Source organism: Enterobacter sp. 168J2 (assembly GCF_034107265.1).
Taxonomy (GTDB): Bacteria; Pseudomonadota; Gammaproteobacteria; order Enterobacterales; family Enterobacteriaceae; genus Enterobacter; species Enterobacter nematophilus.
Genome location: NZ_JAWNEB010000002.1, coordinates 419,649 through 440,270 on the forward strand (window position 1 = coordinate 419,649; position 20,622 = coordinate 440,270).

Genomic DNA, 20,622 nt, shown 5'->3' on the forward strand with positions numbered 1-20,622 from the left:
ATAGATAAGGAATACCCCCATGTCAGAACGTCTCCAAAATGACGTGGATCCGATCGAAACTCGCGACTGGCTACAGGCGATCGAATCGGTCATCCGTGAAGAAGGTGTTGAGCGTGCTCAGTATCTGATTGATCAGCTGCTTTCTGAAGCCCGCAAAGGCGGCGTGAAGGTTGCTTCAGGTGCAGGGGCTAGCAACTACGTAAACACGATTGCCGTTGAAGACGAACCGGAATACCCGGGCAATCTGGATCTGGAACGTCGTATCCGTTCTGCAATCCGCTGGAACGCCATCATGACCGTTCTGCGCGCATCTAAGAAAGACCTGGAGCTGGGTGGCCACATGGCGTCCTTCCAGTCTTCTGCAACCGTTTACGAAGTGTGCTTCAACCACTTCTTCCGTGCAGCGAACGAGAAAGACGGCGGCGATCTGGTGTACTTCCAGGGCCACATCTCTCCGGGCATCTATGCACGTGCATTCCTGGAAGGTCGTCTGACTGAAGAGCAGATGAACAACTTCCGTCAGGAAGTTCACGGTAAAGGTCTGTCTTCTTATCCGCACCCTAAACTGATGCCTGAATTCTGGCAGTTCCCGACCGTATCTATGGGTCTGGGTCCAATCGGTGCGATCTACCAGGCTAAATTCCTGAAGTACCTGGAACACCGTGGTCTGAAAGACACCTCTGAGCAGACCGTTTACGCCTTCCTGGGCGACGGCGAAATGGATGAGCCAGAATCTAAAGGTGCGATCACCATCGCGACCCGTGAGAAGCTGGACAACCTGTGCTTCATCATCAACTGTAACCTGCAGCGTCTGGATGGTCCGGTAACCGGTAACGGCAAGATCATCAACGAACTGGAAGGCATCTTCGCGGGTGCTGGCTGGAACGTAATCAAAGTGATGTGGGGCGGTCGTTGGGATGAGCTGCTGCGTAAAGACAGCAGCGGTAAACTGATCCAGCTGATGAACGAAACCGTTGACGGCGACTACCAGACCTTCAAATCCAAAGACGGTGCCTACGTGCGTGAGCACTTCTTCGGCAAATATCCTGAAACCGCCGCACTGGTTGCAGACTGGACTGACGAGCAGATCTGGGCCCTGAACCGCGGTGGTCACGATCCGAAGAAAGTCTACGCTGCACTGAAAAAAGCGCAGGAAACCAAAGGTAAAGCGACTGTAATCCTGGCCCACACCATCAAAGGTTACGGCATGGGTGATACCGCAGAAGGTAAAAACATCGCTCACCAGGTTAAGAAAATGAACATGGACGGCGTGCGTTACATCCGCGACCGTTTCAACGTTCCAGTGACCGATGAGCAGGTAGAAAACCTGTCTTACATCACCTTCCCGGAAGGTTCTGAAGAGCACAAGTACCTGCACGAACGTCGTCAGGCGCTGAAAGGCTACCTGCCTGCTCGTCAGCCTAACTTCACCGAGAAGCTGGAACTGCCAGCGCTGGAAGATTTCTCTCAGCTGCTGGAAGAGCAGAACAAAGAGATCTCTACCACTATCGCTTTCGTTCGTGCCCTGAACGTGATGCTGAAGAACAAGTCGATCAAAGATCGTCTGGTTCCAATCATTGCCGACGAAGCGCGTACTTTCGGTATGGAAGGTCTGTTCCGTCAGATCGGTATCTACAGCCCGAACGGCCAGCAGTACACCCCGCAGGACCGTGAGCAGGTTGCATACTACAAAGAAGACGAGAAAGGTCAGATTCTGCAGGAAGGTATCAACGAGCTGGGCGCAGGCGCATCCTGGCTGGCTGCTGCGACCTCTTACAGCACCAACAACCTGCCGATGATCCCGTTCTACATTTACTACTCCATGTTCGGGTTCCAGCGTATCGGTGACCTGTGCTGGCAGGCAGGCGACCAGCAGGCTCGCGGCTTCCTGATCGGTGGTACTTCTGGTCGTACGACTCTGAATGGTGAAGGTCTGCAGCACGAAGATGGCCACAGCCACATTCAGTCTCTGACTATCCCTAACTGTATCTCTTACGACCCGTCTTACGCGTACGAAGTGGCGGTCATCATGCATGACGGTCTGCAGCGCATGTACGGCGAAGCGCAAGAGAACATTTACTACTACATCACCACCCTGAACGAAAACTACCACATGCCGGCAATGCCGGAAGGTGCCGAGGAAGGTATCCGTAAAGGTATCTACAAACTCGAAACCCTCGAAGGTAGCAAAGGTAAAGTTCAGCTGCTGGGCTCCGGTTCTATCCTGCGTCACGTGCGTGAAGCAGCGCAGATCCTGGCGAAAGACTACGGTGTGGGTTCTGACGTGTACTCTGTGACTTCCTTCACTGAACTGGCGCGTGATGGCCAGGATTGTGAGCGCTGGAACATGCTGCACCCAATGGAAACCCCACGCGTTCCGTACATCGCTCAGGTGATGAACGACGCGCCAGCGGTGGCGTCTACTGACTATATGAAACTGTTCGCTGAGCAGGTTCGTACTTACGTTCCGGCTGATGATTATCGCGTACTGGGTACTGACGGCTTCGGTCGTTCTGACAGCCGCGAAAACCTGCGTCACCACTTCGAAGTTGATGCTTCTTACGTGGTTGTAGCAGCACTGGGCGAACTGGCTAAACGTGGCGAAATCGATAAGAAAGTGGTTGCGGACGCAATTACCAAATTCAACATCGATGCAGAAAAAGTTAACCCGCGTCTGGCGTAAGAGGTAAAAGAATAATGGCTATCGAAATCAATGTACCGGACATCGGGGCTGATGAAGTTGAAATCACCGAGATCCTGGTCAAAGTAGGCGACAAAGTTGAAGCTGAACAGTCGCTGATCACCGTAGAAGGCGACAAAGCCTCTATGGAAGTCCCGTCTCCGCAGGCTGGCATCGTTAAAGAGATCAAAGTCTCTGTTGGCGATAAAACCGAGACCGGCAAACTGATCATGATTTTCGATTCCGCCGACGGTGCAGCAGCTGCTGCACCTGCGCAGGAAGAGAAGAAAGAAGCCGCTCCGGCCGCCGCTGCTCCAGCAGCTGCCGCGAGCGCGAAAGAAGTCAACGTGCCTGACATCGGCGGTGACGAAGTTGAAGTGACCGAAATCCTGGTGAAAGTAGGCGACACCGTTGCGGCCGAGCAGTCACTGATCACCGTAGAAGGCGATAAAGCCTCTATGGAAGTGCCTGCGCCGTTCGCCGGTACCGTTAAAGAGATCAAGATCAACACCGGTGACAAAGTGTCTACCGGGTCGCTTATCATGATCTTCGAAGTGGCGGGTGCAGCACCTGCTGCCGCGCCTGCACAGGCCGCTGCTCCGGCTCCGGCTGCTGCACCAGCAGCTGCTGGCGGCGCGAAAGACGTTAACGTTCCGGACATCGGCGGTGACGAAGTTGAAGTGACCGAAGTGATGGTGAAAGTGGGCGACAAAGTTGCCGCTGAACAGTCACTGATCACCGTTGAAGGCGACAAAGCTTCTATGGAAGTGCCAGCGCCGTTCGCCGGTACCGTTAAAGAGATCAAAATCAGCACCGGCGACAAAGTCTCTACCGGATCTCTGATCATGGTCTTCGAAGTGGAAGGCGCTGCGCCTGCCGCAGCTCCGGCTGCCGCGGCTGCTCCAGCACCGGCTGCTGCACCGGCTCAGGCTGCTAAACCAGCGGCTGCCCCTGCTGCGAAAGCGGAAGGCAAATCTGAGTTCGCTGAAAACGACGCTTACGTCCACGCCACCCCGCTGATTCGTCGCCTGGCGCGCGAGTTCGGTGTGAACCTGGCGAAAGTGAAAGGCACGGGCCGTAAGGGTCGTATCCTGCGCGAAGACGTTCAGACCTACGTGAAAGACGCGGTGAAACGCGCCGAAGCTGCACCAGCTGCAGCCGCTGGCGGCGGTATCCCGGGCATGCTGCCATGGCCGAAAGTGGACTTCAGCAAGTTCGGCGAAATCGAAGAAGTGGAGCTGGGCCGTATCCAGAAAATCTCTGGTGCGAACCTGAGCCGTAACTGGGTGATGATCCCGCACGTTACGCACTTCGACAAAACCGATATCACCGACCTGGAAGCGTTCCGTAAACAGCAGAACGCCGAAGCTGAGAAGCGTAAGCTGGACGTGAAGTTCACCCCAGTGGTCTTCATTATGAAAGCCGTTGCCGCTGCTCTTGAGCAGATGCCACGCTTCAACAGCTCCCTGTCCGAAGACGGCCAGAAGCTGACGCTGAAGAAATACATCAACATCGGTGTTGCGGTTGATACGCCAAATGGTCTGGTTGTTCCGGTCTTCAAAGACGTGAACAAGAAGAGCATTACCGAGCTGTCCCGTGAACTGACCACCATCTCCAAGAAAGCGCGTGATGGTAAGCTGACTGCCGGCGAAATGCAGGGCGGCTGCTTCACTATCTCCAGCATCGGCGGACTGGGTACCACCCACTTCGCGCCGATTGTTAACGCGCCGGAAGTGGCTATCCTCGGTGTGTCCAAGTCCGCGATGGAGCCGGTGTGGAATGGCAAAGAGTTCGTGCCGCGTCTGATGATGCCAATCTCTCTGTCCTTCGACCACCGCGTGATCGACGGTGCTGATGGTGCGCGTTTCATTACCATCATCAACAACACCCTGAGCGACATTCGCCGCCTGGTGATGTAACCGAAAAGCCGGCCGCTCGGCCGGCTTTTTTCTGATAACCTCATGGGGTTTATGAGGTTATGGGTGAAAGCGATAATTCGTGAGCCGTTTGTTGTTTCAAAATTGTTAACAATTTTGTAAAATACGGGCGGATAGAACGACCCGGTGGACGACGGGTATAAATTAAGAGGTCATGATGAGCACAGAAATCAAAACTCAGGTCGTAGTACTTGGGGCAGGCCCAGCAGGTTACTCCGCAGCATTCCGCGCAGCGGATTTAGGTCTGGAAACCGTCATCGTAGAACGTTACAGCACCCTCGGCGGTGTTTGTCTGAACGTCGGCTGTATCCCTTCTAAAGCGCTGCTGCACGTAGCGAAAGTTATCGAAGAAGCCAAAGCGCTGGCTGAACACGGTATCGTCTTCGGCGAGCCGAAAACCGATATCGACAAGATTCGTACCTGGAAAGAGAAAGTTATCACTCAGCTGACCGGCGGTCTGGCGGGTATGGCCAAAGGCCGTAAAGTGAAAGTGGTAAACGGTCTGGGTAAATTCACCGGTGCGAACACCCTGGAAGTGGAAGGCGAAAACGGTAAAACCGTGATCAACTTCGACAACGCGATCATCGCGGCAGGCTCTCGCCCAATCGAACTGCCATTCATTCCACATGAAGATCCACGCGTGTGGGATTCCACCGATGCCCTGGAGCTGAAAACCGTTCCTAAGCGTCTGCTGGTTATGGGCGGCGGTATCATCGGTCTGGAAATGGGTACCGTGTACCATGCGCTGGGTTCAGACATTGACGTGGTTGAAATGTTCGACCAGGTTATCCCGGCTGCCGACAAAGACATCGTTAAAGTCTTCACCAAGCGCATCAGCAAGAAATTCAACCTGATGCTGGAAACCAAAGTGACTGCCGTTGAAGCGAAAGAAGACGGTATTTACGTTTCCATGGAAGGCAAAAAAGCACCGTCCGAACCGCAGCGTTACGACGCCGTGCTGGTGGCTATCGGCCGTGTGCCGAACGGTAAAAACCTCGACGCGGGCAAAGCTGGCGTGGAAGTGGACGACCGTGGCTTTATTCGCGTTGACAAGCAGCTGCGCACTAACGTGCCGCACATCTTTGCTATCGGCGATATCGTCGGTCAGCCAATGCTGGCGCACAAAGGTGTTCACGAAGGTCACGTTGCCGCTGAAGTTATCGCCGGCATGAAGCACTACTTCGATCCGAAAGTGATCCCATCTATCGCGTACACCGAGCCAGAAGTTGCATGGGTCGGTCTGACCGAGAAAGAAGCGAAAGAGAAAGGCATCAGTTTTGAGACCGCCACCTTCCCGTGGGCTGCTTCTGGCCGTGCTATCGCGTCCGACTGCGCAGACGGTATGACTAAACTGATCTTCGACAAAGAAACTCACCGCGTTATCGGTGGTGCCATTGTCGGTACCAACGGCGGCGAGCTGCTGGGTGAAATCGGTCTGGCTATCGAAATGGGCTGCGACGCGGAAGACATCGCGCTGACCATCCACGCTCACCCAACTCTGCACGAGTCCGTGGGCCTGGCGGCTGAAGTGTTTGAAGGTAGCATCACCGACCTGCCAAACGCGAAAGCGAAGAAGAAATAAGTTTCTTCAGATGAAAAAAAGCGGCCAGAGGCCGCTTTTTTTATGCGCTGCGTTCAGGGGGTAACGAGCTGCCAGGTTTTATCCGGATGGTATGCAGTAAGAGCCTGCGCTTTCTGCGCTAAATCACTGCCGAGATCGGACTGATACACCTTGTCGTCCTGGTTTATCACAAAGCTCATTACGCCGGTCTGACCATAGCTGACCGGCCAGGCCACCATCGCGAAACCATTATTATCCGGCAGGATGCGGAAGCGATAACCATGGTAACCCGCACCCGGCTCTTTCGGACTGAACGCCGGACCAAGCGGGCTTGGCGCTTCGCCAGGCGAAACGGGCCAGTACAGACCGTCCTTCTTCCCTTCAGAGCTGACAATCTTCTGCGCGTATTTCTGGTTCATCGCAAAATAGCTTTGCTGCGCATCCACGTAGGCATGCAGGGCTTCAATGGCGGCGAGCTCGTTGCGCCCAATTTCGCGGGTCAGGATCTCCTCGGCGCCTTCTTTGATGTCAAACTGCCAGCCGGAAGCGGTTTTGACCACCGGGATGGGAAGCTGCCAGCCGCTGTCGCCGACCACAAGATGCGCCGTATCCCCTTCGACAACGGTATTATGACGGACTTTCCAGTCACGCAGAAAGCGATCGACCGCATCAGGATCAACGCCTTCAGGCGGCAGAAAATCGTGCCAGTTTTCGCCGAGCAGATTGTTCATCGCGCTTTCGTTTTGCTCGCTGATGGCGCTTGCCAGCGCGTTGGTTGCCTGTTCTGGCGAGCTGAAGGACTGCTGCGCCATTGCGGTCGCCGAGACCATGAACAATACTATTCCACTGAGTAAGTTACGTTTCATGTCGGCTCCCTTAACGATGACGGAATTCACGGTGTTCAGCGCGTTCGCCAGAGAGCTGGCGCGGCTGATGTTGTCGAGCAGCGAGCTGCCGGCTTTGCGCACCGCGCTGCTGCTGGGCTTGCCAGTTACCGGAGCGGCTGTCGTTGCCGCTCAGCGCATTGGCGCGATGCAGCCTGGCTGGCTGCTGTACCGTCTGTGAAGCCCGCTTCTCCTGTCTGTGCGCCGCAGTCTGGTGATTTTCACGCTGCGGTGCACTCGCGCGTTTTACGGTCTGCGGCCTGGTGTCATACCCACGATAGTTATTGCGCTGCGAAATCTGCTTTAACTGCTGCGTCGAGGCCAGACGCTGAGCATCTCGCGTGCCCGCGTGCGGGAAGGTTTTCCCCGTTGATTTTTCCATCTGACTGAGCGCGGCCTGGCGCTGGCTGTCGCGATTAACCGGCTTTTGCTGCGTTGCGCTTAGCCCGGTGGCTGTATTTGTGGAGTGGAAACGATTAGCCAGCTGGTTATTCGGGTAGGGGACGCCCTCACGGTAGGCCGGATTATGCTGCCATGTGCGATCGATATCGGTGAGATGCTGTCCGCTGATTCTGTTGAAGTTATCAACGTTAATATTGATGTTGTTATCACCGTTGTGGTTGTAGCCGCCGTGATTATCCCAGTCGTCATGGTGATGATCCCAGTCATCATCCCAGTCGATATTGCTGAAAATGGCGTAGGTTGTTGCGACCCCGAGGCTGAAACCTAAGCCTTTGACCAGGCTGTCGGTAAACTGCTCGCCGGGGGAGGGCGGGAGATACACCGGCGGGTAAGTGGTGTTGGGCCAGGTACCGTAAACCGTATTCGGGTTATAGGTAGGAACGTAAACCACCTGCGGATCGGCAGATTCAATTTTAATGACCGTCGGATTGCTGGTTGCTTCCGTTACCGTTGTTGATGTTGTTTTTGCCGGTGCGGGCTTCGTGACGGTGGTAACCGTCTGCTGCGGCGTGGATTGCAGTGCACCCGCCTGTTGCGCCAGCAGGCGCAACCGTTGTACCGAATCCATCACGTCTTTCGGCTGCGCGAGGAATGCATCCCCCAGGTTTTGTACCCACGGTGGGTTTTCACCCATCAGCGACATCAGCTGAGGAAATGCGACCAGCGATTTCACGCTGGGGTCCCACGGCTGATTGGCTACCGCCTGAATGGCGGCATCACCCTGCATTTTAGGGTTGTCCTTTGACCACTGCGCCGCCTGGATAACGTTAGACGGGTAGGTTGACGCCATTAAAATCTGCGACAGGAGGGCATCTGGATAAAGTGCTACAGGGGCAACCCACTGATCGATTTGCGCGGCAGTGTAGGTTGGCGCGACAACAGGGGCGGGCTGGGCTGCGGCAGGCGTAGCCGATGCAGCTGGCTGTTGTGTAACGGGCGCCGGCGCAGCGGGTTCCGTTGCGCGGCTTTGGACAAACATGACGCCCGAGGCGGCAAGCAGCCCGGCACTGCACAGAAGGACGAGCAGATGTGGCTTAAAGGGCAACTTCATAAAATGACTCCAACGAGACAAGCGCTGTGCCGTGAGGCGTTACGGTTGGCGTGAGTATTATTCACCCGCCTTTTACTTTTTTGACTTTTATTGGGAAGCGTTCGGTGCGTCCGGATAAAGAGTGTGAGTATTTATTACGCAATTATATGCGATGCGGGAAAAACCGCAGGGAATTCAGAAGGCCGCTCTTACGAGCGGCCAGCAGCTAGTTGCCGAGGTTGACGACAAACAGCACCGTGATGTCGGATATGTTCCAGCCACCGTGCAGTGCGGTTAGCAGTAAACCGATCGCAACGATCAGCGCAGTGATTCGCATCTCCATTGCATGCGTTCCTGTACAGGCTACGCGGGTTCATTCTTCACCGGGAAAGTTCGAACCAGGCAAGTTGACGTTGCCGCGTAGATGACGGAACTGCTCCCGGGCCCGGTGACTGGTTGCTACACCAGCGGAGCAGGCCGCGGAGAAGAATAGTCATTTCAATGGTTCTGAAGAAGGCAAAAAACGCAATTACATGGGCTTTCATACGAAATGGGAAGGCGCTACGCAAAATCGTGATAGTGGCTTGCAAGCTAACTGGCGGTAATGCACAATATTTTACGTTGATGTTGCCGCAAATCTGCCAGCCCGGTGTGCTACCACCGCAAGGCAACAAATAAACCGCTATCAGGCGGTTTTTTTGTACCCAAAATTCGTCTCGTCTCCCCACTACACCATGCTTAACGATTCAGCAAATTTTTTAATGTTGCTTTTTTGTAAACAGATTAACACTGTGCAGAAATCCTGCTATGCTGCCCGACGCGGTATCGGGCATTTACCCTACAAACTGCTGTCTCACAGGAGCGTGAAGAGAACGCCCGCCGCATATGACAATGAGAGCGAGGAGAACCGTCGTGCTAGAAGAATACCGTAAGCACGTAGCAGAACGTGCCGCCGAGGGAATTGTACCCAAACCTTTAGATGCAACCCAAATGGCCGCGCTCGTCGAGCTGCTGAAGAACCCGCCTAAGGGCGAAGAAGAATTCCTGTTAGATCTGCTGATCAACCGCGTACCGCCTGGCGTAGATGAAGCTGCCTACGTAAAAGCCGGATTCCTTGCTGCTATCGCCAAAGGCGAAGCCACCTCCCCACTGGTTACTCCTGAAAAAGCCGTTGAACTGCTCGGCACCATGCAGGGTGGTTACAACATTCATCCGCTGATTGACGCGCTGGATAACGACAAGCTGGCGCCAATTGCTGCCAAAGCGCTCTCTTCAACGCTGCTGATGTTCGATAACTTCTACGATGTCGAAGAAAAAGCCAAAGCAGGCAACGTCTATGCGAAGCAGGTGATGCAGTCCTGGGCTGATGCCGAATGGTTCCTGAACCGCCCAGCGCTGGCGGAAAAAATCACCGTGACCGTCTTTAAGGTGACCGGTGAGACCAACACCGATGACCTCTCTCCGGCGCCGGACGCGTGGTCTCGCCCGGATATCCCACTGCACGCCCTGGCGATGCTGAAAAACGCCCGTGAAGGCATTGAGCCGGATCAGCCGGGCAGCGTCGGCCCGATCAAACAGATCGAAGCCCTGCAGAAAAAAGGGTTCCCGCTGGCCTATGTCGGCGACGTTGTGGGTACCGGTTCTTCCCGTAAGTCCGCAACCAACTCCGTGCTGTGGTTCATGGGCGACGACATTCCGCACGTGCCGAACAAGCGCGGCGGCGGCCTGTGCCTCGGCGGCAAAATTGCGCCAATCTTCTTCAACACCATGGAAGATGCGGGCGCGCTGCCAATTGAAGTGGATGTGAGCAACCTGAACATGGGCGACGTGATTGACGTCTACCCGTATAAAGGCGAAGTGCGCAACCACGAAACCAACGAGCTGCTGGCAAGCTTCGAGCTGAAAACCGACGTGCTGATCGACGAAGTGCGTGCCGGTGGCCGTATCCCGCTGATCATCGGCCGTGGCCTGACTACCAAAGCGCGTGAAGCGCTGGGTCTGCCGCACTCCGACGTTTTTCGTCATGCGAAAGACGTTGCGGAAAGCAGCCGCGGCTTCTCGCTGGCACAGAAAATGGTTGGCCGCGCATGCGGCGTAGCCGGTATCCGTCCCGGCGCGTACTGCGAGCCGAAGATGACCTCCGTGGGGTCTCAGGATACCACCGGACCAATGACCCGTGACGAACTGAAAGACCTGGCGTGCCTGGGCTTCTCTTCTGACCTGGTGATGCAGTCCTTCTGTCACACGGCGGCGTATCCGAAGCCGGTTGACGTGACCACGCACCACACGCTGCCAGACTTCATCATGAACCGCGGCGGTGTATCCCTGCGTCCGGGCGACGGCGTTATCCACTCCTGGCTTAACCGCATGCTGCTGCCGGATACCGTGGGTACCGGCGGTGACTCCCACACCCGTTTCCCAATCGGTATCTCCTTCCCGGCGGGCTCCGGTCTGGTGGCGTTTGCTGCCGCGACCGGCGTGATGCCGCTGGACATGCCTGAGTCGGTGCTGGTGCGCTTCAAAGGCAAAATGCAGCCGGGCATCACCCTTCGCGACCTGGTTCACGCGATCCCGCTGTATGCAATTAAACAGGGCCTGCTGACCGTTGAGAAGAAAGGGAAGAAAAACATCTTCTCTGGCCGCATTCTGGAAATTGAAGGTCTGCCGGATCTGAAAGTGGAGCAGGCGTTCGAGCTGACCGATGCCTCCGCCGAGCGTTCTGCTGCGGGTTGTACCATCAAGCTGAACAAAGAGCCGATTATTGAGTATCTGACCTCCAACATCGTGCTGCTGAAGTGGATGATTGCGGAAGGCTACGGCGACCGTCGTACGCTGGAGCGTCGTATTCAGGGTATGGAGAAATGGCTGGCGGATCCGCAGCTGCTGGAAGCTGACGCAGACGCAGAGTACGCGGCGGTGATCGACATCGATCTGGCTGATATCAAAGAACCAATCCTGTGTGCGCCGAACGATCCGGACGATGCGCGTCTGCTCTCTGACGTGCAGGGCGATAAGATCGACGAAGTGTTCATCGGCTCCTGCATGACCAACATCGGCCACTTCCGTGCTGCCGGTAAGCTGCTGGATACCCACAAAGGCCAGCTGCCGACCCGCCTGTGGGTGGCGCCGCCAACCCGTATGGATGCGGCGCAGCTGACCGAAGAGGGCTACTACAGCGTGTTTGGTAAGAGCGGTGCGCGTATCGAAATCCCTGGCTGTTCCCTGTGTATGGGTAACCAGGCGCGCGTGGCCGACGGTGCGACTGTGGTCTCCACCTCTACCCGTAACTTCCCGAACCGTTTAGGTACCGGTGCGAACGTCTACCTGGCTTCTGCGGAGCTGGCGGCGGTTGCGGCGCTGATTGGCAAACTGCCAACGCCGGAAGAGTACCAGACCTTCGTGGCTCAGGTGGATAAGACGGCGGTGGATACCTATCGCTATCTGAACTTCGACCAGCTCTCTCAGTACACCGAGAAGGCCGACGGGGTTATCTTCCAGACGGCAGTATAAACAGCAAAACCGTCTCTACGAGACGGTTTTTAGTGTTTGCACCCTCTCCCCGTGGGAGAGGGACGGGGTGAGGGCGTCAGGCCGCAGGGTCTTGCTCTCACCTTTTTATTTTCATTCCTCCCACCTCTCCCGCTTTTTTTCTTCCTCTCTGCTGCGATAATTACCCTAATGGCTTTGCAGAGGAAAACGCTATGGATTACGAATTTCTGCGCGACATCACCGGCGTGGTGAAAGTGCGTATGTCGATGGGGCACGAAGCCGTTGGACACTGGTTTAACGAAGAGGTGAAAGAGAACCTCGCGCTGCTGGATGAAGTTGAACAGGCGGCGAAGACGGTAAAAGGCAGTGAACGCTCCTGGCAACGCGCCGGGCATGAATACACCCTGTGGATGGATGGCGAAGAGGTCATGGTGCGCGCTAACCAGCTTGAGTTTTCAGGTGACGAGATGGAAGAGGGGATGAGCTACTACGACGAAGAGAGCCTGTCGCTGTGCGGCGTGGAGGACTTTCTTAAGGTAGTGACAGCCTATCGAAAATTTGTGGGTCAATCCTGAGCGAATTTAATCATTTCAGGGCCGGACGTCTATGTCCGGCTTTTTTTTTACCCTGAAATCCTTCCTTTGATTTTTATTAATCATTTAAAACTGTGATCTGGCGCGTTTGTGGAATTTATTTGATTGAATATAATCTTTATGATTTTATTTAATCACAGCATAACAACAGGCGGGAAGACCATGAACATCAAGAAGGCTATAGAGCGTGTACCCGGCGGCATGATGGTCGTGCCATTGGTGATCGGCGCCATTATCAATACTTTTGCCCCGCAAGCGCTTGAGATCGGTGGGTTCACCACCGCGCTATTTAAACATGGCGCTGCGCCACTGATTGGTGCCTTCCTGCTCTGCATGGGGGCGGGAATTAGCGTGAAGGCTGCGCCACAGGCGCTGTTACAGGGCGGTACGATTACGCTCACCAAGCTCCTGATTGCCATTGCCATTGGCCTCGGAGTGGAACAACTTTTCGGTGCAGAAGGGATCTTTGGCTTAAGCGGCGTGGCGATCATCGCTGCGATGAGTAACTCGAATGGCGGGCTTTACGCCGCGCTGGTTGGTGAATTTGGTAACGAGCGTGATGTGGGAGCGATCTCCATCCTGTCTCTGAACGACGGGCCGTTCTTTACGATGATTGCGCTGGGCGCTGCGGGGATGGCGAACATTCCGATCATGGCGCTGGTCGCGGTGCTGGTGCCGCTGGTGGTGGGGATGATTCTGGGTAACCTCGATCCCAACATGCGCGACTTTCTGACCAAAGGGGGGCCGCTGCTGATCCCGTTCTTCGCTTTTGCTTTGGGCGCGGGGATCAACCTTGAAATGCTGCTGCAGGGCGGGCTGGCGGGTATTCTGCTCGGCGTGCTGACCACCTTTATCGGCGGTTTCTTTAATATTCGTGCCGACCGTCTGGTGGGCGGAACCGGTATTGCGGGGGCTGCGGCGTCCAGTACCGCCGGAAACGCTGTGGCCACGCCACTGGCAATTGCCCAGGCCGATCCCTCGCTGGCGGAGGTAGCCGCCGCGGCTGCACCGCTGATTGCTGCATCGGTGATCACAACGGCGATCCTGACGCCTGTTCTGACCTCGTGGGTTGCGAAGAAACAAGCGCGTCAGGTTGCTGAGGAGAAAAAAGCATGAAGATGCTCGTTATCGCCGACGACTTTACTGGCTCTAACGATACCGGCGTACAGCTGGCAAAGAAGGGCGCGCGCACGGAAGTGATGTTAACGCCGGATCAAAAACCGTCGCGTCGTGCTGATGTGCTGGTGATCAACATGGAAAGCCGCGCTATGCCAGCAGTACAGGCCGGGCAAGCGGTAGCGCAGGCGTTATCGCCATGGTGCGATAGAAATGTACTCCCGTTGATTTATAAGAAAATCGACTCCACTTTTCGCGGCAACGTGGGTGCTGAAGTCATGGCGGCAATGCGGGCTGCAAACCGGACGCTGGCAGTGATCGCGGCGGCTATCCCCGCAGCCGGACGCACCACACGCAACGGATTGTGTCTGGTTAATGGTACGCCACTGCTGGAGACCGAATTCGCCAGCGATCCGAAAACCCCCATTATCTCCTCGCGTATTGCGGCGTTGATCGCGTTGCAAAGCGATGTTCCGGTACATGAAGTGTTTCTCGAAGACGTTCGTCGGGGCCAACTCAGCGCACTGCTTACGGCTTTTGCCGCCGAGGGTGAATGCATGGTGGTGGTGGATGCGGTGGAAGACCGCGATCTGCTGCTGATTGCGCAGGCTATTTGTGAGCAAAAAGAGATGCCGCTATTGGTCGGCGCTGCCGGGCTGGCGAATGCGCTACCGGCCAGGATGTTCATGCAGGAAAAGCAGGATCTTCCGGTACTGGTAGTGGCGGGCTCAATGAGCGAAGCCACGCGCCGGCAGGTTGAAAAAGCGCTCTGCCAGGCACGCGCCAGCGTCGTGGATATTAATGCATCGCGGCTGGTTTCGGCACAGGCCGAGCAGGAGATGGCTGCGGTAGTGGAACAGGCTTGTGCGCTGCTGAGTCGCCAGCAGCACACCATTTTACGTACCAGCCGGAGCGCGGACGATAGGCAGACGATCGACGAGCTGTGTAGTCAGGCAGGAGTAAGCCGCCAACAGCTCGGCGGGATGCTTAGCGAACGCATGGGGACGATTACGCTGCGCATTATTGAGCAGGCTCGTATCGGTGGACTGTTCCTGACCGGAGGGGATATCGCCACCGCGCTTGGGGCAGAAGGCTATCGCATTCAAGGTGAAGTGGCGCCCTGTATTCCCTGTGGGACATTCGTAAACAGTGAAATCGACGATCTGCCGGTTATCACTAAAGCAGGCGGATTCGGTTCAGACAGCACCCTTTGTGATGCGCTTTATTTTATTGAGGAGATGTACAGTGGTAACTAAAACAATTGCGATTACGATGGGCGACCCGGCGGGCATCGGTCCGGAAATTATTGTCAAAGCGCTTTGTGACGACGAGCTTAATGGTGCCCCGCTTGTGGTGGTGGGATGTCTCCAGACCCTGAGACGTCTGCAGGGCAAAGGGCTGGCGGAAGGTGTCACCTTCCGCGCGATTGCCGACGTCGCGGAGGCGCGTTATACGCCAGGCGTGATCCACGTCATCGACGAACCGCTTGCCCAGCCAGACGCGCTTGAACCGGGTAAAGTGCAGGCCCAGGCGGGCGATCTCGCCTACCGCTGCGTGAAGAGGGCGACAGAAATGGCGATGAAAGGAGATGTACACGCCATCGCTACCGCACCGCTTAATAAAGAGGCGCTACATCTGGCCGGACACAATTATCCGGGGCATACCGAACTGCTGGCGACGCTGACTGAAAGCCGTGATTACGCAATGGTTCTCTACACCGACAAGCTGAAGGTCATCCATGTTTCGACCCACATTGCGTTGCGCAAATTCCTCGATACGCTGAATGGTCAGCGCGTTGAGACGGTCATCGGCATCGCGGATCGCTTCCTGAAACGCGTCGGCTTCGCCCAGCCGCGCATTGCCGTAGCCGGCGTCAATCCCCATGCGGGCGAAAACGGTCTGTTTGGCGATGAAGAAATACGCATTGTATCGCCAGCCATCGAAAACATGAAAGCGAAGGGAATCGATGTTTACGGTCCCTGTCCGCCGGACACCGTATTTTTACAGGCGTACGAGGGGCAATATGACATGGTCGTGGCGATGTACCACGACCAGGGACATATTCCGCTCAAACTGCTTGGCTTCTATGATGGGGTGAATATTACGGCTGGTCTGCCGTTCATCCGTACTTCTGCCGATCATGGAACCGCGTTTGATATAGCCTGGACGGGAAAAGCAAAATCTGAGAGCATGGCCGTATCGATTAAACTGGCAATGCAACTGGCGTAATTTCCTGTTATGAAAGGGCAACACCGTCTGGATAAGATTGTGGCGTATTTGAAAAATCATACGCTGGTGACCGTGGAACAGCTGGTGGATGCGGTAGATGCATCACCTGCAACGATACGACGGGATCTGATCAAACTGGATGAACAGGGCGTGATCAGCCGCAGCCACGGCGGTGTTGCTCTGAAACGCTTTGAACCTGCTCAGCCTACAACCAATGAAAAGCAGTTACGATCGCCGGCGGAAAAGCGGGCGATTGCGCGTTTTGCCGCCTCGATGGTTCAGGCGGGCGACGCTGTGGTGCTTGATGCCGGCACGACCATGCTGGAGCTGGCAAAATGCCTGACTCATCTCCCGCTCAGGGTGATCACCGTCGATCTGCATATCGCTCTGTTTTTATCCGAGTTCCGTCAGATTGAAGTCACCATTGTTGGCGGCCGAATTGATGACAGTAGCCAGTCCTGTATCGGCGAGTTTGGTCGCAAGATGCTACGTAGCGTCTATCCCGATATCGCCTTCATGAGCTGTAACAGCTGGAGCGTGGAAAAGGGGGTGACTACCCCGACGGAAGAAAAGGCAGGACTGAAGCAGGAGATTATCGCTAACGCTCAGCGCAAGATCTTACTGGCGGACAGCAGCAAATATGGCGCTCACTCGCTGTTCAACGTTGCTCCGCTGAGCCGCTTCACTGATATTATTACCGATGTGAGTTTGCCTCTGCCCGTTCAGGCCGATCTAAAAGCGCAATCCGTTGCCCTTACGTTAGTACAGCCTGAACTTTAACGATATCGCTATCCGAAACGTCGTTACACGGCCGGAATGTTGCGGCCGTAGTAGATTTCGCGCATCTCTTTCCAGAGCAGGTCGGTGATGACCTTGCGCTCTTCTTCACTTAAATCTTCCGGCCTGGTGTGGAACATGTAGTGCTTAAGGTCGAACTCTTTAAGCATCATCTTGGTATGGAAGATGTTTTCCTGGTACACGTTCACGTCCATCATGTCATACAGCGATTTCATGTCCTCGGACATAAAGTTCTGAATGGAGTTGATCTCGTGGTCGATGAAGTGCTTCATGCCGTTGATATCACGGGTAAAACCGCGCACGCGATAATCAATCGTAACGATGTCGGATTCCAGCTGATGGATTAAATAGTTCAGCGCGTTCAGCGGGGAAATTACGCCGCAGGTCGACACCTCAATATCCGCACGGAACGTGCACAGCCCGCCTTCCGGGTGGCTTTCCGGGTAGGTGTGAACGCAGATATGGCTTTTGTCCAGGTGGGCGACGACCACTTCCGGCAGCGGTCCCGGGTGTTCAGTTTTGTCGATAAGCTGCGGGTCGACCGGCTCTTCGCTGACCAGAATGGTCACGCTGGCACCCTGAGGTTCATAATCCTGTCGGGCGATATTCAGAATATTGGCACCGATGATCGAGCATGTTTCTGAGAGGATCTCGGTCAGACGGTTGGCGTTGTAGAGTTCATCGATATAGGCGATGTAACCATCGCGTTCTTCCGCTGTTTTGGCATAGCAGATATCGTAAATACAAAAACTCAGGCTTTTAGTCAGGTTGTTAAAGCCATGTAGTTTAAGCTTTTTCAATTAGCTCACCCCCTTAGTGGATAATGCGTCTTGCAGGTACTGCGGCAGAGCAAACGCTGCGGTATGAATAGCCGGGTTGTAGTACCGACACGTGAGGCCGGCCTGATGGAAGCGGGCCTGGATAATTTCTGTAGAGAGATGGCGCAGCACGTCGTTATCCGTCGCCCAGGCAAAGGTCATGATCCCGCCGTAGTACGTCGGAATGGCCGCCTGATAGAAGCTGACGTCGCCGAAATAGGTGCTCAGCTTACGATGGCTGTCGAGGGCTTCATCCTGCTGCAGGAAGCAGACGCCATTTTGTGCGACGAAGACACCGCCAGGGTTAAGGCAGCGCTTGCAGCCTTCGTAGAACGAGGAGGTAAACAGCGACGCGCCAGGGCCGATGGGGTCGGTACAGTCGGAGATAATCACGTCGAAGGTTTGCGTGGTCTGGTTAACGAAGTTAACGCCGTCGTCAATGACCAGCTTGAAGCGCGGATCGTCATAGCTACCGGCATTGTGGTTAGGCAGATACTGACGGCAGAACGAGACCACGCCCGCATCGATCTCCACCATGGTGATGGTTTCAATGGACCGATGACGGGACACCTCGCGCAGCATTGCGCCGTCGCCGCCGCCGATAATCAGAACATGCTTTGCGTGTCCGTGGGCCAGCAGCGGAACGTGGGTCATCATCTCATGATAGATAAACTCGTCGCGCTCGGTCGTTTGCACTACGCCGTCCAGCGCCATCACGCGGCCAAAGGCGGCGTTTTCGAAGATGATGAGATCCTGGTGATCCGTTTTCTCATGATAGAGCACGTTATCAACGGCAAAGTACTGACCAAACTGGTCATGCAGTGTTTCATGCCACAACGTGTGGTCGGCCATACGCGGACTCCTCCTTTGTTAACATCCGTAACGCTCACAAAAATGAGCGAAACATGATAGCTAACTATAACCGTGGTTGCACGGTTATAGGTTGAACAGGGGGCGTCGGGAAGGTTATTTCACGTAGGCGAGCAGGCTGAGCGAATCGCGAGCCAGCGCTTTGCATTTTTTCGCCGTGGGAATGCCAATACCGCTCAAGTCGCGGTAGCTGTCTTCACCGAGCGCCTTCATGTCAAAGCTGTCGTAGTTGCTGAGATCCCACTGGTTCTGCTGGGCGAAAAAGACCAGCGCGCGGCGAATTTGCCCGTTGGGTAAATTCTGGTAGCCACAATCATTTTTCAGGAATACAAAAACCGCCGTTAAATCGGCCATATCTTCCGCTTCATTTTCACTGAGCGCATAGCTGTTCGCACACATTGCCATCAGGCTTCCGAACAAAATTGTCCTGAAAAACGTCTTCATTGCTTCTACCACTTCTTCACGGAAAATTAACGTTAGCACACTTGATGCCAGTGCGACGATCTTTATTATTGCCGCTTTACTTGACCTTCCGGTAAGGGGAGGGTTTATGCTCAAAAGATCGCCTGCTGGAAATAAGGAAATGAACATGCAACGTCGTGATTTTTTAAAGTATTCCGCTGTGCTGGGGGCTGCCAGCGCATTACCACTCTGGAGCCGCGCGGTTTTTGCGGCGGAAAGGCCTGCCTTACCCATCCCTGACTTACTGACCGCAGACGCCCGTAGCCGTATTCAGCTCGTTGTTCAGTCCGGTAAAACCGCCTTCGGCGGGCACAGCGCCACAACCTGGGGCTACAACGGCAATCTGCTCGGCCCGGCGTTGCAGCTACGCAAAGGGAAGGCGGTAACGGTGGATATCCACAATACGCTTGCCGAGGAGACGACGCTGCACTGGCACGGGCTGGAAGTGCCGGGCGAGGTGGACGGCGGACCGCAGGGCATCATCAAAGCGGGTGGCACGCGAAGCGTCACCTTTACGCCTGATCAGCGTGCAGCGACCTGCTGGTTCCACCCGCATCAGCATGGTAAAACGGGCCATCAGGTAGCGATGGGGCTGGCGGGGCTGGTGCTGATTGAAGACAATGAAAGCCGCCTGCTGCGCCTGCCGAAACAGTGGGGCATCGACGACGTGCCGGTGATTGTGCAGGATAAAAAATTCAGCGCGGACGGGCAGATTGACTACCAGCTGGACGTGATGAGCGCGGCGGTCGGCTGGTTTGGCGATACGCTGCTGGCCAACGGCGCGATCTATCCGCAGCATGCCGCCCCGAAGGGCTGGCTGCGCCTGCGCCTGCTTAACGGCTGTAACGCACGTTCGCTGAATTTTGCCGCCAGCGATAAGCGCCCGCTTTACGTAGTAGCGAGCGACGGCGGCCTGCTGCCGGAGCCGGTGAAGGTGAGCGAGCTGCCGATGCTGATGGGCGAACGCTTCGAAGTGCTGGTGGATATCAGCGACGGCAAGCCGTTTGACCTGGTGACCCTGCCGGTCAGCCAGATGGGGATGGCCGTGGCGCCGTTTGATAAACCGCATCCGGTGCTGCGCATTCAGCCGCTACAGGTCACGGCCTCCGGTACGCTGCCGGACACCTTAGCCGCGCTGCCTGCCCTCCCGTCGCTGGATGGCCTTACGCAACGCAAGCTTCAGCTCTCCATGGATCCGATGCTCGATATGATGGGCATGCAGGCGCTGATGAAGAAGTACGGCAATCAGGCGATGACGGGGATGCACCATGGCCAGATGATGGGCCATATGAATATGGACCACGGTAAAATGGGCGGTATGGATCACGGTGGTCACGGGTTCGATTTCCACAACGCTAACAAGATCAACGGCAAAGCGTTCGATATGAACACGCCGATGTTTGCCGCCACGAAGGGGCAGTTTGAGCGCTGGGTGATTTCCGGCGAAGGCGACATGATGCTGCACCCGTTCCACATCCACGGCACGCAGTTCCGCATTCTCTCTGAAAACGGTAAAGCGCCGGACGCACATCGCGCGGGCTGGAAAGATACGGTGAGGGTGGAAGGCGGCGTCAGCGAGGTGCTGGTGAAGTTTGACCACGAAGCGCCTAAAGAGTTTGCCTATATGGCGCACTGTCATTTGCTGGAGCATGAAGATACGGGGATGATGCTCGGTTTTACCGTATAAAAAAAG

At 55.5% G+C, this 20,622-nt stretch carries 15 protein-coding genes; 10 read left to right on the forward strand and 5 right to left on the reverse strand.

Annotated elements, in window-relative coordinates; translation table 11 throughout:
• The first annotated feature begins 19 nt into the window (after positions 1-19).
• From aceE to lpdA, 3 genes are all read left to right on the forward strand, one after another.
• Positions 20-2,683 (forward strand): pyruvate dehydrogenase (acetyl-transferring), homodimeric type, encoded by a 2,664-nt coding sequence (aceE, locus tag USG84_RS10090; protein WP_320738256.1) that lies wholly within the window; start codon positions 20-22, stop codon positions 2,681-2,683.
• 14 nt (positions 2,684-2,697) lie between these two features.
• Positions 2,698-4,599, forward strand: a complete 1,902-nt coding sequence (gene aceF / locus USG84_RS10095) for a pyruvate dehydrogenase complex dihydrolipoyllysine-residue acetyltransferase (protein WP_061099214.1) — start codon at positions 2,698-2,700, stop codon at positions 4,597-4,599.
• Between the two features lie 175 nt (positions 4,600-4,774).
• Positions 4,775-6,199 (forward strand): dihydrolipoyl dehydrogenase, encoded by a 1,425-nt coding sequence (gene lpdA / locus USG84_RS10100; protein ID WP_253543464.1) that lies wholly within the window; start codon positions 4,775-4,777, stop codon positions 6,197-6,199.
• A 53-nt stretch (positions 6,200-6,252) separates the two neighbouring features.
• Here the strand turns inward: lpdA and USG84_RS10105 are convergent, their stop codons facing one another.
• Complete coding sequence (locus USG84_RS10105; RefSeq protein ID WP_320738257.1) at positions 6,253-7,044, reverse strand: DUF2950 family protein; 792 nt, start codon at positions 7,042-7,044, stop codon at positions 6,253-6,255.
• A 10-nt stretch (positions 7,045-7,054) separates the two neighbouring features.
• Positions 7,055-8,575 carry a DUF3300 domain-containing protein gene (locus USG84_RS10110; RefSeq protein WP_151413500.1) on the reverse strand — a complete coding sequence of 507 codons (1,521 nt, stop codon included), beginning with the start codon at positions 8,573-8,575 and terminating at the stop codon, positions 7,055-7,057.
• A gap of 891 nt (positions 8,576-9,466) precedes the next feature.
• Here USG84_RS10110 and acnB point away from each other — a divergent pair.
• The 6 genes from acnB to USG84_RS10140 all read left to right on the forward strand — a co-directional run bounded on the left by acnB (position 9,467) and on the right by USG84_RS10140 (position 16,761).
• Positions 9,467-12,064 carry a bifunctional aconitate hydratase 2/2-methylisocitrate dehydratase gene (gene acnB, locus USG84_RS10115; RefSeq protein WP_320738258.1) on the forward strand — a complete coding sequence of 866 codons (2,598 nt, stop codon included), beginning with the start codon at positions 9,467-9,469 and terminating at the stop codon, positions 12,062-12,064.
• A 191-nt stretch (positions 12,065-12,255) separates the two neighbouring features.
• Positions 12,256-12,618, forward strand: coding sequence for a protein YacL (gene yacL / locus USG84_RS10120; protein WP_061099211.1), 363 nt, complete (start codon positions 12,256-12,258; stop codon positions 12,616-12,618).
• A 180-nt stretch (positions 12,619-12,798) separates the two neighbouring features.
• Positions 12,799-13,752, forward strand: coding sequence for a 2-keto-3-deoxygluconate permease 1 (locus tag USG84_RS10125; RefSeq protein WP_253540727.1), 954 nt, complete (start codon positions 12,799-12,801; stop codon positions 13,750-13,752).
• On the forward strand, positions 13,749-15,008 hold the full coding sequence (dtnK, locus tag USG84_RS10130) for a D-threonate kinase (RefSeq protein ID WP_320738259.1): 1,260 nt from the start codon (positions 13,749-13,751) through the stop codon (positions 15,006-15,008). The genes USG84_RS10125 and dtnK overlap by 4 nt, the downstream gene beginning before the upstream one ends.
• A complete protein-coding gene (locus USG84_RS10135) occupies positions 14,998-15,981 on the forward strand; it encodes a D-threonate 4-phosphate dehydrogenase (RefSeq protein WP_253540732.1) in 984 nt (327 codons plus the stop codon). Before dtnK ends, USG84_RS10135 begins: the two co-directional genes overlap by 11 nt.
• Positions 15,982-15,990: 9 nt before the next feature.
• Entirely contained in the window at positions 15,991-16,761 is a 771-nt protein-coding gene (locus tag USG84_RS10140; protein ID WP_151413502.1) for a DeoR/GlpR family DNA-binding transcription regulator, read from the forward strand.
• Positions 16,762-16,784: 23 nt separating this feature from the next.
• Here the strand turns inward: USG84_RS10140 and speD are convergent, their stop codons facing one another.
• The 3 genes from speD to USG84_RS10155 all read right to left on the reverse strand — a co-directional run bounded on the left by speD (position 16,785) and on the right by USG84_RS10155 (position 18,911).
• Positions 16,785-17,579 carry an adenosylmethionine decarboxylase gene (speD, locus tag USG84_RS10145; protein WP_061099206.1) on the reverse strand — a complete coding sequence of 265 codons (795 nt, stop codon included), beginning with the start codon at positions 17,577-17,579 and terminating at the stop codon, positions 16,785-16,787.
• Positions 17,580-18,449: a polyamine aminopropyltransferase gene (gene speE, locus USG84_RS10150; protein WP_151413503.1), complete on the reverse strand. Its 870-nt coding sequence runs from the start codon at positions 18,447-18,449 to the stop codon at positions 17,580-17,582.
• A gap of 114 nt (positions 18,450-18,563) precedes the next feature.
• Positions 18,564-18,911 carry a YacC family pilotin-like protein gene (locus USG84_RS10155; protein ID WP_014882582.1) on the reverse strand — a complete coding sequence of 116 codons (348 nt, stop codon included), beginning with the start codon at positions 18,909-18,911 and terminating at the stop codon, positions 18,564-18,566.
• A 145-nt stretch (positions 18,912-19,056) separates the two neighbouring features.
• Here USG84_RS10155 and cueO point away from each other — a divergent pair, with 145 nt between their 5' ends.
• Complete coding sequence (gene cueO, locus USG84_RS10160; RefSeq protein WP_253540734.1) at positions 19,057-20,616, forward strand: multicopper oxidase CueO; 1,560 nt, start codon at positions 19,057-19,059, stop codon at positions 20,614-20,616.
• Positions 20,617-20,622 lie beyond the last annotated feature (6 nt).

Coding starts and splice junctions, on each gene's coding strand:
- aceE (WP_320738256.1), top strand. CDS start 20: ATGTCAGAACGTCTCCAAAATGACGTGGATCCGATCGAAACTCGCGAC.
- aceF (WP_061099214.1), top strand. CDS start 2,698: ATGGCTATCGAAATCAATGTACCGGACATCGGGGCTGATGAAGTTGAA.
- lpdA (WP_253543464.1), top strand. CDS start 4,775: ATGAGCACAGAAATCAAAACTCAGGTCGTAGTACTTGGGGCAGGCCCA.
- USG84_RS10105 (WP_320738257.1), bottom strand. CDS start 7,044: ATGAAACGTAACTTACTCAGTGGAATAGTATTGTTCATGGTCTCGGCG.
- USG84_RS10110 (WP_151413500.1), bottom strand. CDS start 8,575: ATGAAGTTGCCCTTTAAGCCACATCTGCTCGTCCTTCTGTGCAGTGCC.
- yacL (WP_061099211.1), top strand. CDS start 12,256: ATGGATTACGAATTTCTGCGCGACATCACCGGCGTGGTGAAAGTGCGT.
- USG84_RS10125 (WP_253540727.1), top strand. CDS start 12,799: ATGAACATCAAGAAGGCTATAGAGCGTGTACCCGGCGGCATGATGGTC.
- dtnK (WP_320738259.1), top strand. CDS start 13,749: ATGAAGATGCTCGTTATCGCCGACGACTTTACTGGCTCTAACGATACC.
- USG84_RS10140 (WP_151413502.1), top strand. CDS start 15,991: ATGAAAGGGCAACACCGTCTGGATAAGATTGTGGCGTATTTGAAAAAT.
- speE (WP_151413503.1), bottom strand. CDS start 18,449: ATGGCCGACCACACGTTGTGGCATGAAACACTGCATGACCAGTTTGGT.
- USG84_RS10155 (WP_014882582.1), bottom strand. CDS start 18,911: ATGAAGACGTTTTTCAGGACAATTTTGTTCGGAAGCCTGATGGCAATG.
- cueO (WP_253540734.1), top strand. CDS start 19,057: ATGCAACGTCGTGATTTTTTAAAGTATTCCGCTGTGCTGGGGGCTGCC.